Annotated in this window: 16 protein-coding genes; all 16 read left to right on the forward strand. The window is 35.7% G+C overall.

What is annotated here, in order from left to right:
• The first annotated feature begins 103 nt into the window (after positions 1-103).
• The 16 genes from LV469_08095 (at position 104) to LV469_08170 (ending at position 15,681) form a co-directional block, all read left to right on the forward strand.
• The gene (locus LV469_08095) at positions 104-1,243 is read left to right on the forward strand and encodes an acyl-CoA dehydrogenase (GenBank protein ID UHR02597.1); all 1,140 of its coding nucleotides are present in this window, start codon (positions 104-106) and stop codon (positions 1,241-1,243) included.
• Between the two features lie 71 nt (positions 1,244-1,314).
• Positions 1,315-2,118, forward strand: coding sequence for an electron transfer flavoprotein subunit beta/FixA family protein (locus LV469_08100; protein UHR02598.1), 804 nt, complete (start codon positions 1,315-1,317; stop codon positions 2,116-2,118).
• Positions 2,119-2,129: 11 nt separating this feature from the next.
• Positions 2,130-3,137 carry an electron transfer flavoprotein subunit alpha/FixB family protein gene (locus LV469_08105; protein UHR02599.1) on the forward strand — a complete coding sequence of 336 codons (1,008 nt, stop codon included), beginning with the start codon at positions 2,130-2,132 and terminating at the stop codon, positions 3,135-3,137.
• 22 nt (positions 3,138-3,159) lie between these two features.
• Positions 3,160-4,569, forward strand: a complete 1,410-nt coding sequence (locus LV469_08110) for an FAD-binding oxidoreductase (protein UHR02600.1) — start codon at positions 3,160-3,162, stop codon at positions 4,567-4,569.
• Positions 4,570-4,623: 54 nt separating this feature from the next.
• The gene (locus LV469_08115) at positions 4,624-4,974 is read left to right on the forward strand and encodes a CidA/LrgA family protein (protein UHR02601.1); all 351 of its coding nucleotides are present in this window, start codon (positions 4,624-4,626) and stop codon (positions 4,972-4,974) included.
• The gene (locus tag LV469_08120; GenBank protein ID UHR02602.1) at positions 4,974-5,666 is read left to right on the forward strand and encodes an LrgB family protein; all 693 of its coding nucleotides are present in this window, start codon (positions 4,974-4,976) and stop codon (positions 5,664-5,666) included. Before LV469_08115 ends, LV469_08120 begins: the two co-directional genes overlap by 1 nt.
• Positions 5,667-5,837: 171 nt before the next feature.
• Positions 5,838-6,461, forward strand: a complete 624-nt coding sequence (locus LV469_08125) for a pyroglutamyl-peptidase I (GenBank protein ID UHR02603.1) — start codon at positions 5,838-5,840, stop codon at positions 6,459-6,461.
• A complete protein-coding gene (locus LV469_08130) occupies positions 6,454-6,774 on the forward strand; it encodes an alkylphosphonate utilization protein (GenBank protein UHR02604.1) in 321 nt (106 codons plus the stop codon). The genes LV469_08125 and LV469_08130 overlap by 8 nt, the downstream gene beginning before the upstream one ends.
• A 137-nt stretch (positions 6,775-6,911) precedes the next feature.
• On the forward strand, positions 6,912-7,598 hold the full coding sequence (locus tag LV469_08135) for a PAS domain-containing protein (protein UHR02605.1): 687 nt from the start codon (positions 6,912-6,914) through the stop codon (positions 7,596-7,598).
• 164 nt (positions 7,599-7,762) lie between these two features.
• Positions 7,763-8,140 (forward strand): Rid family detoxifying hydrolase, encoded by a 378-nt coding sequence (locus LV469_08140; GenBank protein ID UHR02606.1) that lies wholly within the window; start codon positions 7,763-7,765, stop codon positions 8,138-8,140.
• 10 nt (positions 8,141-8,150) lie between these two features.
• On the forward strand, positions 8,151-9,362 hold the full coding sequence (gene dpaL / locus LV469_08145; GenBank protein UHR02607.1) for a diaminopropionate ammonia-lyase: 1,212 nt from the start codon (positions 8,151-8,153) through the stop codon (positions 9,360-9,362).
• On the forward strand, positions 9,359-10,534 hold the full coding sequence (locus LV469_08150; protein UHR02608.1) for a YgeY family selenium metabolism-linked hydrolase: 1,176 nt from the start codon (positions 9,359-9,361) through the stop codon (positions 10,532-10,534). The genes dpaL and LV469_08150 overlap by 4 nt, the downstream gene beginning before the upstream one ends.
• A 14-nt stretch (positions 10,535-10,548) precedes the next feature.
• Positions 10,549-12,135 (forward strand): D-aminoacylase, encoded by a 1,587-nt coding sequence (locus LV469_08155; GenBank protein UHR02609.1) that lies wholly within the window; start codon positions 10,549-10,551, stop codon positions 12,133-12,135.
• A gap of 23 nt (positions 12,136-12,158) precedes the next feature.
• Complete coding sequence (locus LV469_08160) at positions 12,159-13,640, forward strand: sodium:solute symporter family protein (protein UHR02610.1); 1,482 nt, start codon at positions 12,159-12,161, stop codon at positions 13,638-13,640.
• A gap of 150 nt (positions 13,641-13,790) precedes the next feature.
• Complete coding sequence (locus LV469_08165) at positions 13,791-14,579, forward strand: hypothetical protein (GenBank protein ID UHR02611.1); 789 nt, start codon at positions 13,791-13,793, stop codon at positions 14,577-14,579.
• Entirely contained in the window at positions 14,572-15,681 is a 1,110-nt protein-coding gene (locus LV469_08170) for a tetratricopeptide repeat protein (GenBank protein ID UHR02612.1), read from the forward strand. Before LV469_08165 ends, LV469_08170 begins: the two co-directional genes overlap by 8 nt.
• The last annotated feature ends 270 nt before the right edge of the window (positions 15,682-15,951 follow it).

A 15,951-nucleotide genomic window follows, 5' to 3' on the forward strand; every position in this document is an offset into this window, starting at 1 on the left:
TATGCAAAGGGCAAGATAAAATATGGCTTTGGATTTATTCTTTGCGGTAAATGAAGGCGAAGGGTTCGTCCTCATAAGTATATTATTTTGAAAGGTGGAAATTATGGATTTTAAATTAAGTGAAGAACAATTAGAAATGCAAGCTATGTTTAGAGAATTTGCAGAAAATGAAGTTGCTCCTATAGCAATTGAAGTTGATGAAAACCACAGATTCCCAGAAGAAAATGTAGCAAAAATGCAAGAATTGGGATTTTTCGGCTTGCCATTTTCAGAAGAAGATGGAGGAACAGGTCTGGATACACTTACATACGTGTTGGCAGTTGAAGAATTGTCAAAAGTATGCGCTACCACAGGCGTAATTCTTTCAGCACATGTTTCTCTAGGTGCAGGAGCAATTGAAAAATGGGGTTCAAAAGAACAAAAAGAAAAATATTTAGTACCTCTTGCATCAGGACAAAAACTTGGAGCCTTTGCTTTAACTGAACCAAACGCAGGAACTGACGCAGCAGGACAAAGAACAACAGCAGTTTTGGACGGAGATCATTACGTTCTAAACGGTTCAAAGATATTTATAACAAACGGAAAGTATGCAGACACTTATGTAGTATTTGCAATGACTGATAAGAGCCAAGGTACAAAGGGTATTTCAGCATTTATAGTAGAAAAAGGAATGCCAGGATTTGAATTTGGTTCAAAAGAAAAGAAGATGGGAATCAGAGGTTCATCAACTTACGAACTAGTATTCTCAAACTGCAAGGTACCAAAGGAAAATCTTCTTGGAAAAGAAGGCGAAGGATTCAAAATCGCTATGAATACTCTTGATGGCGGTAGAATAGGAATCGCAGCTCAAGCTCTTGGAATTGCTGAAGGCGCTCTTGCAAAAGCAATTAAATATGTAAAAGAAAGAGAACAATTTGGAAGACCAATAGCAAAATTCCAAAACACTCAATTCAAACTAGCAGACATGGCTGCAGAAATCGAAGCAGCAAGACACCTTGTTTACAAGGCTGCAGTTAAGAAAGACAATGGAGAAAGATACACAGTAGATGCTGCAACAGCAAAACTATTTGCAGCAAAAACAGCTATGTATGTAACAACAGAAGCCGTTCAACTATTCGGTGGATATGGATACAGCCAAGAATACGAAGTAGAAAGAATGATGAGAGATGCCAAGATAACTCAAATTTATGAAGGAACTTCAGAAGTTATGAGAATGGTAATCTCCGGAGCTCTTTTAAACTAAGAAAGATCAAATAACCAAAAGAGGTAGGATCCTACCTCTTTTGTTTTGAAAATATAAAAAAGGAGATATCTATGAACATATTAGTATGCGTTAAACAGGTTCCAGATACAAGTGAAATCAAAATAGACCCTGTTAAAAACACACTTATCCGTGATGGCGTACAAAGTATTTTGAACCCATTTGATGGATATGCTTTAGAAGCAGCTTTGCTATTAAAGGATAAAGACCCCGAAGTAAAGGTTACAGTAGTTTCAATGGGACCACCTCAAGCAGAACCAATGCTTAAGGATTGTATAGCTGTTGGAGCTGATAGTGCTTACTTGGTATCAGATGCTAAGTTTGGCGGATCAGATACTTTAGCAACAAGCTACATTTTGACTAATGCAATCAAAAAACTAGAAGAAGAAAAGGGCAAATTTGACCTTATACTTTGCGGAAAGCAAGCCATAGATGGAGATACTGCACAAGTAGGTCCTGAAATAGCTGAACAATTGGATGTACCACAAGTTACTTATGCCGTAGAACTTGAAATTGCAGACGAAAAGCATGCACATGTTACAAGAGAACTTGATTTCGGAAACCAAGTTATAGAAGCTCAAATGCCATGTCTTGTTACATTTACAAAAGCTCATGAGCTTAGATATCCTTCAATCAAGAATAAATTGAAGGCTAAAAAGGCAGAAATAGGTCGTTTAACAGTAGAATCATTCCCTGAAATTGACCTTACAAAGATTGGTCTAAAAGGTTCTCCTACACGCGTTAAGAAAACATTCACACCGTCACAAACTAAAGAGGGCGTCATAATCCAAGAAAAGGATCCTGCAGTAGCAGTTCAAAGACTTATCGAAGCTCTTGAAGACGCTAAGTTATTATAGGAGGCCATACGATGTTTGAAAATTATAAAAATTTTTGGGTAATAGTAGAAGTTGATGAAAATGGCAAGGCTAAGAATGTAGGCCTTGAACTGTTGACACCGGCAAAAGAAATGGCAAGCCAATCAGGAGAAGATGTTGTTGCAGTAATAATTGGCGGAAAAGTTGACCAAGCTGTAGAACAAGCTAAGCAATTTGGAGCAGATAAGATAATTACTGTTTCAGGCCCAGTATATGAAGAATACAATACTGAAGTTTATGCAAATGCAATTGCAAAACTTGTTGAAGAATATCAACCAAATGCAATGCTAATAGGAGCAACTAACCAAGGTAGAGATTTGGGACCTAGAGTTTCTTCAAGACTTCACACAGGTTTAACAGCAGATTGTACTCATCTTGATTATGATGCTGAAAAGAGAGAAGTGCTTTGGACTCGTCCAGCATTTGGCGGTAACTTAATGGCTACAATTATTTGCCCTGACCACAGACCACAAATAGGAACTGTAAGACCAGGTGTATTTAGAAAAGTTGAAGTTGAAGCTAAAGATGTGCCAGTAGAAGTTAAGACAATAGATTATCCACAAGAAAAGATTCGTACCAAAGTTATAAAGACTATAATTCCTGAAGGAGAAAAGATTATAGACCTTGAAGGAGCTGAAGTTATAGTATCAGGTGGTCGTGGATTAGGAGAAGAAAGCAATCTTAAACTTGTAGAAGATCTTGCTAATGTATTTAATGCACCAGTAGGATCATCAAGAGCCATAGTAGATGCAGGCTGGATTTCTCACCAACATCAAGTTGGTCAATCAGGAAAGACAGTAGGACCAAAGCTTTATATAGCAATTGGTATATCTGGAGCCATCCAACATATAGCAGGTATGTCAGGCTCGGGTACAATAATAGCTGTAAACCAAGACCCAGAAGCTCCTATCTTTGGAGTTGCCGATTATGGTCTTGTTGGCGATCTTTTCCAAATAGTTCCTATTTTAACTGAAGAACTAAAGAAGAGAAAAGAATCTTAAAATATTTACTTAAGGAGAATATATGGAATTTAATAAAATAACGCCTGAAATAATTGAACAAATAAAATCAGCCGTAAAAGGCAAAGTTTACACTGGGGACCAAATCAATGAAGACTATTTCCATGATGAGATGCCTATATATGGTTCAGGAAAACCAGATGTACTTGTAGAAGTTAGAAGCACTCAAGAAGTTGCTAACGTAGTGAAAATTTGCTATGACAATACAATACCTGTAGTAGCACGTGGTGCTGGTTCAGGTCTTGTTGGAGCGGGTGTATCTTTTGCTGGCGGAGTAATGATTGATATGCAAACTTTCAATAAGATTTTGGATTATGATGAGGACAACTTCATCGTAACAGTTGAACCAGGTGTTCTTTTAAACGATTTGGCAGAAGCTGTAGCGGAAAAAGGATATCTATATCCACCAGATCCAGGCGAAAGATATGCAACTGTTGGTGGAAATGTATCTACAAACGCAGGTGGTATGCGTGCTGTTAAGTACGGTACAACAAGAGATTATGTAGCTAAGATGGAAGTTGTACTTCCAACAGGTGAAATAACTGAATTTGGTGCAAATGTAACTAAGACTTCAACAGGATATTCTCTAATCAATTTGATCATCGGTTCTGAAGGTACTTTGGCTATAATAACAAAACTGTATTTGAGATTTTTAGCTGCTCCAACATCTGACATATCACTAATAGTTCCATATGAAAAGTTGGCTGATTGTATTTCAACAGTGCCGGTTTTAAAGAGAAATCACTTAGATCCTCAATCAATTGAATTTATGGAAAGAGAAATCGTAGAATCTTCTGAAAGATACATCGGAAAGAAAAACTTCCCAACTTCTATTGACGGAGTGGAAGCAGGCGCTTATCTTTTGATAAGATTTGATGGCAATGATGAAGAAGCTCTACTTGAAACAGTAGAAAAGGCTGCTGAATTAGTGCTTGAAGAAGGAGCTCTTGATGTATTTATAGCAGATACACCAGATAAGAAAAAGGCAGCATGGTCTGCAAGAGGAGCTTTCCTTGAAGCTATAGAAGCTGAATCAAAACTTCTAGATGAATGTGACGTAGTTGTTCCAGTAAGTGAAATTGCACATTATCTTGAATATGTTAACGAAGAAGCTAAAAATTATGATTTCCAAGTTAAATCTTTTGGTCACGCAGGTGATGGAAATCTTCACATCTACACTGTATCAAATGATATGGAAAAAGAAGAATTCTTAAAGCAAGTTGACAAGTTTATGGAAGTCATCTATAAGAAGGCTTATGAAGTAGGCGGACAACTTTCTGGAGAACACGGCGTTGGACACGGAAAGACTAAATTCCTAGCTGAATACGAAGGATCAACAAAGATTAACCTAATGAAGGGCATAAAGCAAGTATTTGACCCTAAGGGAATCTTGAATCCCGGCAAGGTAATCTAACATTAAATTATTAGGGCGGGTTTACCGCCCTTTATTTTTTATAAAGGAGCTATTATGAAACATTTAAAAGGATTTGGAATCTTATTTTTGTGTCTGATGCTTGGAAGAATCTGTAGGAGCCTTATAAATTTCCCTATACCAGAAGTTGTCTATGGTATGGTATTTTTATTAATATTTTTAGTATTAAAGGTGTTCAAGCTAGAATCTGTTGAAGACACATCAAAGGCAGTATTGGGAAATCTCGCATTTTTGTTTGTGCCACTATCAGTATCTCTTATGGATCAAGTTGAGCTACTAGGCTCACACATTGTTACAATACTTATAACACTTATTGTATCTAATATCGCAACAATGGCTGTCACAGCCAAGGTAATATCTTTTATTCAAAAAAGGAGGATAAAATAATGGAAACTTTCATCAAAACCCCCTATTTCGGAATTTTACTGTCAATATTTACTTATATTTTGGGTGGTTGGATTTCTAAAAAAATAAAGAATCCTCTATTCAATCCCCTTTTGCTGGCGATGTTTATGTGCATTGGAATTTTAAAAATATTCAAGATAGAATATGAAGATTTTAATGTAGGAGGTCAATATATAACCTTTTTAGTTGCACCAGCCACAGTTGCTTTGGTTGTAAATCTATACAAGAATCTAGACCTCTTAATCAAAAACATAGTACCTGTAATTATAGGTGTATTTGTTGGTGCTATGACATCAGTTTTGACCATATATGCTGGAGCTAAAATCTTTGGTTGGTCTCAAGAATTAAAATATAGCCTTGTGCCAAAATCTTTGACAACAGCAATAGGAACAGCTTTATCTGGAGAATACGGCGGCATAGTGTCAATAACAGTTGTAAGTATAGTTTTAACTGGAATAATGGGAGCTGCAATTGCCCCAACTCTTCTAAAAATTATAAAGGTTGAAGACCCTGTTGCAAAAGGTATATCAATAGGCACGACTGCTCACGCAGTAGGCACTTCGAGAGCCTTGCAAATGGGAGAGGTTGAAGGCGGTATGTCTGGCCTTGCAATCGCACTTGCAGGATTTATATCAGTAATAATAATCCCAGTGATTATTAAAATTTTAGGATAAAGAAAGAAGACTTTGTTATATAACAAGGTCTTTTTTATATGCTCAAATAGCCTTGTATTACTTAGAACATATGTTATAATGCAGGGTGTTATGCATTGCAAATAAATATGAAAAAGTCTCTAACATATATTTAAAATTTTTTAAAAGCAAAAAGAAAGAAGAGGATGATAGATGAATATACTTTTGACTGGATTTGAACCATTCGGAGGAGAAAAAATAAATCCGTCTTGGGAAGTCGTAAAAAAAATAAAGGGTAAGATGTATGGAGCTAACATATATCCACTTCTACTTCCAGTAGCTTTCAAAAAAGCTGCCGAGATAATTAAAAATGAAATGCAAAGACTAGACTTTGATGCAGTCTTATCCATAGGACAAGCAGGCATACGCTCTGCTCTTAGTATTGAATACATAGGACTAAATTTAAGACACAGCAAGCAGCCAGATGAATTTTCAAATAGCCCCTATTTTGAAAAAATATCAGAAGATGGTCCTGATGCAATAGTTTCAAATCTTCCAATAGAAAAAATTTTAAAAAAGTGGGAAGAAAATATGATCCCTGCCTATCTTTCCTTCTCAGCTGGAGCCTATGTCTGCAATGACATAATGTATTCCACAGCCTTGTATTGTAAGCAAAAAAATATAAAATCAGGATTTGTTCATATACCCTACATCAAAGAGCAAGTCATCGATTCTCCACAAAATAAACCTTTTATGGAACTTGATACAATTAAGAAGGCCATAGAAGTGGCGATAGAAGAAATAATAAAAGACATAGAAGGAGGAAGAATTGATTAAGTGTATTTATTGCGGCTCGGAATATGGTTATCCAGATGGAACTGGGTTTTCTTGCCCGGAGTGTGGGCAATTTTGGACAGAACAATGCCTTGAGAATATGAAAACCCTAGACTCTGTTGGCAATATCCTAGAAGATGGGGACACGGTAGTTACAATCAAAGACTTAAAACTTGGAAAGCAAACCATAAAAAGAGGCACAAAAGCTGTAAATATTAAAATAATAGAGCCAGTAAATGGTCACGACATAGATGCCAAGTGCGAAGGGTTTGGGGCAATCTATCTAAAATCTTCAGTTGTAAAGAAAATAAATTAAGACAATTACAAATAGAAGGACAAACTGCGATTAATCGCCGAATTTTACTTAAAAGAAAAAGTATTTATGTTAAAATGATTATAAAAGAGTGATAGAGAAATAAGTTAATACATCATTACAGACTAGAAAGGAGAGCAATGGAGTACGAATTTACCAGAAATGATTTTTTGATGGAGAATTATAAAGTTTTGGCGAGATTTTTGGGAAGCTACTTGGGCCCAGATTATGAAATAATCATACACGACCTGAGTTTGCTGCCTAATACGATTGTTGAGATAGTAAATAATAATTTGAGTGGCAGAAATATTGGCGGCCCCATAACTAAGTCAGCTTTGAAAATGATTCAGGAAAAAGTTTATGAAAAAGAAGATTTTATCGTAAATTATAAAGGCATGTCGGGAGATAAAATTTTTAGATCAGCTACAATGTTTATTAAAAACGAACATGCTGAAGTTATTGGTCTACTTTGCATAAACTTTACAGATGAAAGATATATAAGTCTGCTCGAAAACATAACTAAATCTTTTCACCCCAAGAACTGGGAATACACAAAAATTATAAAAGACAAAAAAGACGTGGTAGATAATAATACTGCCATAGTCGAGGAATACTATGAGAGCATGGATGAACTTATGAAAAATATATTTTCTGAAGTGATTGCAGATATAAAGATTCCTGTGGATTATTTGAAGGCAGAAGATAGAATAAACATAGTTCACGAGCTTAGTAAAAAGGGAATGTTTAAGCTAAAAGGCGCAGTCCCTTTTGTAGCTGAAAATTTACAATGTTCACAAGCCACAATTTATAGATATTTAAACCAATAAAATAGACTCTAATTTTTCTAAATGAAAGATTAGAGTCTATTTTATTATTTGCATGAAAATGTTTTCAAAAAACATTGACAATTAATCATCAGCATGATAATATTTTATTAAATTAAGAATTATCTATCACAGATAAAGAAATATTATTGGAAAGGATGAAAAAAATGAAAGAAAAAATTAAATTTTATGCAGATAAGTCTGCAGTAGGACCATATTCAAAGGCTGTGCAAGTAGGGGATTTATTGTACGTTTCGGGACAACTTCCTCTTGATAAGAATACAGGAGAAATTCCAGAGGATATAGAAAAGCAAACAGAAAATAGCTTGAATAATGTTAAAAACATTCTTGAAGAACTTGGCTCTTCTATGAATAAAGTGATAAAAACTACAGTGCTACTTTCTGATATAAAAAATTTTGCTAAAGTGAATGAAGTATATGGAAAATTTTTCGAAGAAGGAGCCTATCCAGCAAGATCTTGCTTTGAAGTAGCTGCACTTCCTAAAGATGCTAAGGTAGAGATAGAAGTTATAGCAATTGTATAAGGAGGAAAACATGACACTGGATATTTTTAGTAGAAAGTCTGAGAATAAGCAAAAGTATGACATAAGTTTTTTGAATCATGAAGTAGCTCAAAAAATTTATAACTATCACAGAAGCTTTCCCATGTATGAAGAAACGCCATTTAGAGATTTAAAAAATCTATCTAAAAAACTCGGGGTTAAAAAAATCCTTATAAAGGACGAATCATACAGATTTGGTCTAAATGCTTTCAAGGTGTTGGGAGGATCTTATGCAATAGGAAAGGTCATAGCTGAAAAGCTTGGATTAGAAATTGAAGACCTACCTTATGAAAGATTGGTATCAAAAGAAATAGCGGACAAGATAGGACAAGTTACATTTGTAACAGCTACGGATGGAAATCATGGCAGGGGAGTCGCTTGGGCTGCAAATCAATTAAAGCAAAAGGCGATAGTATATATGCCTTATGGAGCTGCACAAGAGAGAATAGATAATATAGAAAAAGAAGGTGCCAAGGTTATAGTAACTGATGGCAACTATGACGATGCTGTAAGACAAGCGAACAAACTAGCTGAAGACAATGGATATATCATGGTTCAAGACACTGCATGGGACGGATATGAAGATATACCAAGATGGATTATGCAAGGCTATATGACTCTTGCTTGGGAAATGTACACATCATTAGAAAAAGAAGAAATAAAGCCAACACATGTATTTTTGCAAGCTGGAGTAGGGTCTTTTGCGGCAGCTGCGACAGGATTTTTCGCAAATATGTACAAGGGAGATGACAAGCCTGTAATTACAATAGTGGAGCCAGAAACTGTAGCCTGCATTTATGAATCGGCAAAGGCTGCAGAAAGAGTTATAGTAGGCGGAGATCACAAAACTATAATGGCAGGGCTTGCTTGCGGAGAGCCTAATACATTTGGTCTAAAGGTACTTCTAGATTATTGTGAGCATTTCATATCTGCGCCGGATGTTCTAGCAGCTTATGGAATGAGGGTGCTTGGTAACCCCTACAAGAATGATGATAAATTAATCTCTGGAGAGAGTGGAGCTGCATCATTTGGTGTGATAAGTAAAATTTTAAGCGATTCAAATTTAGATAATTACAAAAAACAATTGGGAATTGATGAAAATTCAGTTTTAGTATTTGTATCGACAGAGGGAGATACGGACGAGAAAAATTATTTAGACGTTGTTTGGGATGGTAAATATTCAAGTTTAGGAGAGGGAAAATGAACAAAAAAGATGCAGTTGTAGAACTTACACAAAAATTAATAAGAAGACAAAGCTACTCAGGAAATGAAAAGGGAGTTTCTGAAGAACTGACCAAGTATTTTAAAGAAAATGGATTTGACGATGTTCATGTAGACAAGTATGGAAATACAATAGGACACATAAAGGGTAATAAGCCTGGTCCTAAGATTGTATTTGACGGACATATGGACACTGTGCCTGTTACAAATGAAAAAGAGTGGAAATATCCTCCTTTTGCAGGTGAAGTTCACGATGGAAAGGTTCATGGACGTGGAACTAGTGACATGAAGGGCGCACTTGCAGCTATGGCTGTGGCAGCGAATGAATTTAAAAATAAGACAAATAGAGATTTTGCAGGAGAAATTTTTGTTGCTGGAATCGTTCACGAAGAGTGCTTTGAAGGTGTAGCAGCAAGAGAAGTAAGTGCATATACAAAGCCAGACTATGTAGTAATAGGAGAAGCTTCAAGATGTAATGTCAAAATAGGACAAAGAGGAAGAGCTGAAATTAAGATTGAAATCGAAGGAAAACCAGCTCACTCTGCAAATCCTGAAAAGGGTATAAACGCAGTTTATAAGATGTGCAAAGTTGTTGAGGCTATAAGAGGATTAAAGCCGACCCATCATGAAAGATTGGGAGATGGAATATTAGAACTTGTAGATATAAAATCTAGCCCTTATCCAGGAGCATCAGTAGTGCCAGAAAGATGTATAGCAACTTATGATAGAAGACTTTTGGTTAATGAAACTAAGGAGTCTGTAATAGCACCTATAAAAGAACTATTGGAAAAAATGATGAAGGAAGATCCTGAATTGAAGGCTAAGGCTTACTATTCAGTAGGAAAAGAAGATTGCTTTACTGGTATTGAAATTGAAGGCGAGAGATTTTTCCCAGGCTGGATATATGATGAAAATGAAGATTGGGTTCAAGCAGTTGTTAAGAAATTAAATGAAAAGGGACAAAATCCTGAAGTTACACAATATAACTTCTGCACAAACGGAAGCCACTATGCAGGAGAAGCAAAGATTAAAACTCTAGGCATAGGACCATCTCAAGAAAACTTGGCTCACACACTTGATGAGTATATAGAAATTTCAGAGCTTGAAAAGTCTGTTGAAGCATACGAAGCTGTAATGGAAGCTTTGTTGAAATAAAAAAGGGGGTAAGTATGTACGATATTTTGATAAAAAATGGAACCATAGTTGACGGAACTGGAGAAAAGCCATTTAAAAAGAATTTAGCAATAAAAGACGGAAAAATAACTCTTTTGGATGGAGAAGCCGAAGCAAAAAAGGTAATAGATGCTAAGGGTAAAATTGTAACACCAGGATTTATAGACACTCACTCCCATTCATCTCTTCCAGTAATAGACAACCCTTATCTTCCGGCTAAATTATTCCAAGGGATAACTACTGAAGTAGTTGCTCAAGACGGCATGGGACCAGCACCGATTTCAGAAGAAACTATAAAACCATGGAAAAAGGCTATGGCAGGTCTTGAAGGAGAATACGACTATGAATGGACTTGGAGAAGTGTTGAGGATTATTTAAAGAAAGTTGACGAATTAGAACTGGGACCAAACATAGCTTATCTAGCTCCACATGGAAACTTGAGAATGGTTTCAATGGGACTTGAAAACAGAAAACCCACAGAAGAAGAACAAGAAAGAATGAATCAGGAACTGCAAAAGGCTTTTGATGCTGGTGCTTTCGGAATGAGTACTGGAATGATTTATCCACCTTGTGTATATGCTGATGTAAATGAATTTATTGAACTTGGAAAAGTTATAAAGAAAAATGGCGGTATATTTGTTACTCATCAAAGATCAGAAGCTGATGCAATGCTTGAATCAATGGATGAAATTTTGAAAATAGCAAGAGACAGTGGATGTAGAGCGCATTTTTCTCACTTCAAAATTTGCGGTAAGAACAACTGGGACAAGATACCAGCTATTATCAAAAAACTTGACGATGCCAAGGCAGAAAACATGGTGATTTCTCTAGACCAATATCCATATGTAGCCGGCTCTACTATGATGTCGGTAATTTTACCACCATGGGTACATGATGGAGGAACTGACAAATTAATCGAAAGGCTTTATGACAAAGACCTAAGAGAAAAAATGAAAGAAGACATTAAAAATGGCATACCTGGTTGGGATAACTTTATAGATTTCGCAGGCCTAGAAGGTATTTTCATAACATTCGTAAAAAATAAGGAAAGCGAAAAGTATGTAGGTATGAGTCTAGTAGAACTTGGAGAAGCTACTGGCAAGGATCCATATGATGCAATTTTCGACTTAATTAGAGACGAAGAAAACATAGTAGGACTTGTGGACTTCTATGGAACCGAAGAACACGTTAAGACCTTCATGAAAAGAGAAGAGCAAAATGTTTGTACAGATGGAATCATAGGGGCAAAACCCCATCCAAGACTGTACGGAGCTTTTGCTAGAGTTCTTGGAAAATATTGTAGAGACGAGAAAGTATTCCCAGTTGAAACTGCTATAAGAAAAATGTCTGGAAAGGCGGCAGATACACTAGGTCTAAGAAACAGGGGTTATTTGAAAGACGGATACGCAGCCGATGTTCTTGTAATAGATTTTGACAACATCATAGATGTGGGAGACTACAACAATCCTAAGCAATATGCAAAAGGAATCGATTATTCAATAGTAAATGGAGTAGTCCTAATAGAAAATGGAAAGGCTACACCTCAAAAAGCGGGTAAAGTATTGAGGTTCGAAGGTAGATAATTAAATTAATAAGGGGGAAATAAATGAATTCTAGCCAGAAAACAGCTTTGATCATTATACTACTGTATATGATTGCAACAGTTGCTATTGGATTAGTGGCATCATATAGACAAAAGAAAAAATCCCAATCAGGAAATGCAAATGAAGATTTCTTGATGGCGGGCAAGTCTTTAGGGCCTCTAGTCTTGGCAGGGACTTTGTTTGCAGCTAACACAGGTGGAGCGTCCACAACTGGTATCGCAACTAATGTATATAAATACGGAATATCTGCAGCTTGGTATGTAATAGCGGCAGGTATAGGATTTATCCTAGTATCATTTGTAGCATCCTATTTCAGGAGATCATCTGCAAATACAGTACCACAAATAATTGGTATGAGATATGGAAAGCCATCTCACGTTATAACTGCAATAACATCTATTCTAGCTCTATTTATGGCAACAGGAGCGCAAATAATCGCGACTGCATCTATAATAAATGTATTGACAGGACTGGACTTTTCAACAGCAGCCATAATAACTACAATTGTAGTTATTGCTTATACTATGATTGGCGGGTTTGCTTCAGTAGCTTCTGCAAACATGATGCACGTATTTTTCATAACTGTGGGTATGACAGTGGCTTTATTTATAATGCTTGGCAATCCACAAATTGGGGGAGTATCAAACTTATTTGCAAAGGCAAAAGAAGTTTCTCAAGCAACAGGCGATGGCATTGACTTATTAAGTATAAGCAAGATAGGATTTCCTACTGTACTTGGATATGTAGCCATGTATTGTATGACCTTCCCTACTGGTCAAGAAATTGTACAAACTTTCTCATCAGCAAAAACTGGAACTGCAGCTAAGGCAGGTTCAATGATTGCAGGTATACTATCAGCAGTTTATGCAATAGTGCCAGCTCTTATAGGACTTATAGCCTACACCTTTATAGATGGATATGCTGCTGCAGGCATTTCTAAATCTGCCCTTGCAGATGCTACAATTAGATTTGCTCCATCATTTGTATCAGGAATAGTTTTAGCTTCAGTTGTAGCCGCTACAATCTCAAGTGCATCTGGAAATATGATAGGAACTGCAACAATGTTTTCTAATGACATCTATCTTCCATACTTGTCTGGTGGCAAAGCTGATGCTAAAAAAGAAATCTTGGTTTCAAGAGTAGTAATGATAGCAGCAGGTCTATTCGGATTGGGAGTTGCTCTATCAAACTCCAACATAATAAGCGTAATGATGAGTGCATTTGCCATTCGCTCGGCAGGACCTTTTGCAGCCTTTGTATGCGGTCTTTTCTGGAAGGATGTAACAGAAAAAGCGGGTTTCATAGCCATCTTAGCAGGAACTATCGTTTCAGCTATTTGGATATTTGCTCTTAACAATCCATGGGGACTAAGCGCAATCGTACCAGGAGCAGTAGTGGCTTTCGTGGTAATATATATAGTGACAAAAATAGATCTTGCATCTGGTGGTAAACCAGCACCTATGATTGAGTTTTCAGAAGATTAATAAAAATAAAAAAGCTAGTGGCATGCCACTAGTTTTTTTATTGCAAAAAACTGCAACAAGTCTAATTTACACTAGACTAGTAAGTTGCCTTGCCATTAAAATTTACAGTAAAAGATTTCAATGCTAAAATATAAAAAAAAGGAGGGCGACATGAATACATTTGAAGACCTAAAAAAAGTTTATAAAAAGGCTTTAAAAAACACCAAAAATAAAATAAAGACAGCTCCAATAATAATATTTCTGCCTATGATTTTTAATATCATATTAAACATAAGTGGGTTTTTACTAAGCACATTTAATACAGGAGTAGGCGGGTTTAATATAATAGGAGGAATCATATCATATATAATTGAAGTTATAATAATATCAGCTATGTACTCTCTATTGTATGATTTTGCCTACTATGGCAGGGTAAGTTTCAAATACTTGTCCTCATCATATATGTCATTTTTTTCGCATTTGACATCAGCAATGTTTACCCTTTATATAGCAGAACTTGTAATAAGTAAGGCACTTGGTGGAATGGATTATAAAATCACATTAGGAATCTATGCCTTGATTTTTATCATATTTAACACAATATCCGAAGAAATCTTCATAAAAGGAAACTATGGATTAAGCCAATTTGAATCCTCGGCAAGATACCTGAAAGAAAACTTTCCGCATTGGATAATTATGATTGCTATCTACCTTCTCATAAGAAGCACCTTATTGCAATCTACACTAACAGACATAGCAATAGAAGAAAATCTCCTCATCCAAGTAGGAGGGCAGGCCAACTTCTTCTATAGCCTTTTTTCAGGGGATTTAAGCAGGATTTTGTTGCAAACTGTGGGATTTTTGGCACTAGGCCTATATACAGCCTTTAGAATAGAAAGCTTCAAAATTCTAGATGCCTCAAATCCTAGAAAGAGAAAATACGGGTGGTTTGATGATTGAGAATATTTTAAAAACTTGCCTAAATGACCTAGTCTTTATAGGAATTAAAAAAAATAAAAAACTAAAAATAGAAAACTACACAAAAGAAGACGTATTCGAGGTCCCGATACTTTTAAGCGACATAAAAAGCGGAGTAAAAGAGGGCAACTATTCAGAAGAAATTGGCACAAAAGAAATTCTAAAAGCTATGGGTATTTTGCTTGGAGTAGATATGGATTTTAAATACAAGTCTGCCTATGAAGATTTCATAAAAACGCACATAGACAAGGTCTTCAACTTCTACAAATACATGGCTAAAAGCCTATATGAAGACGGAAAAGTTTACCAGGCTTATGCGATTTTAAACTATTTAAAAAATAAATACCAAGATGACATAGAAATAAAACTCATATGGGCCATAGTTGGAGAGAGCATATACAACGAAAACTTTGAAAACTTGAGTGAAAAAGAAAAGAACTTCATCTTAAAAGAAATAATAAAATCCTATGAAGAAGTGATAAAACTAGACAAAAATAACGACATAGCCCATATAAAACTAGGAATAATAAATTCCAATCTCAAAAATTACGTAAAAGCAAACCTATATTTTGAAAAGGCATTAAATATCAGCAAGGATGACGGGAAAAAAGAAATGATAAGATCTTATCTCGAAGAAATAGAAAGCCCAGCAAGGCTAGAAGCAGCAGAAGCCTATATAGCCTATGGCAAATTTGACCAAGCCCTACAACAACTTGAAAGAGTCCAAGACAAAAATCAACAAAACTCGACCTATTACTACTATCTGTCCATTTGTCAGTTAAAGCTTGGAATTTACGACGAAGCATCCATAAATATAGACAAGGCAATAGACCTAGAAGAAAATCCAGAATACATCAATCACAAAGCCCTAATAAAGCTCTCACAAAACGACAAGAAATCAGCCATAGAAATCTACAAAAAAGCAGCAGAAAAAGGAAATGACTTCACAATACTCTACAACTTGGGAGTGCTCTACATGAGCGAATGTTTTGAAAAAGAAGCCCTTGAAGCATTCAAAAAAGCCTATGAAATAAAAAAAGATCCCGAGCTAAAGAAAATAATGGAAAATATAAAAATTAATTGACAAAGACCATACCAGATGGTAAATTATATAAGCTGTCGCAAAGACAGAAACAAATCAGCAAAAAAAGTAAAAACTTTACAAAAAAGACTTTACAAAAAATGCCTGGCTTGTTATACTAATAAAGCTAACTCATTGAAGTTAGTTTTTAATTCCATGAAAATTAAATAGTGTAAGGAAAAAAAGACTTCAAAGAAGTCAGCTTCACAAGAAGCACATGAAAGCAAAAAAGCGGAAAAAGTCAGTGAAACGAAAAAGTTGAGCTAGAAATTT

The organism is Peptoniphilus sp. GNH, assembly GCA_021307325.1.
GTDB lineage: Bacteria > Bacillota > Clostridia > Tissierellales > Peptoniphilaceae > KA00134.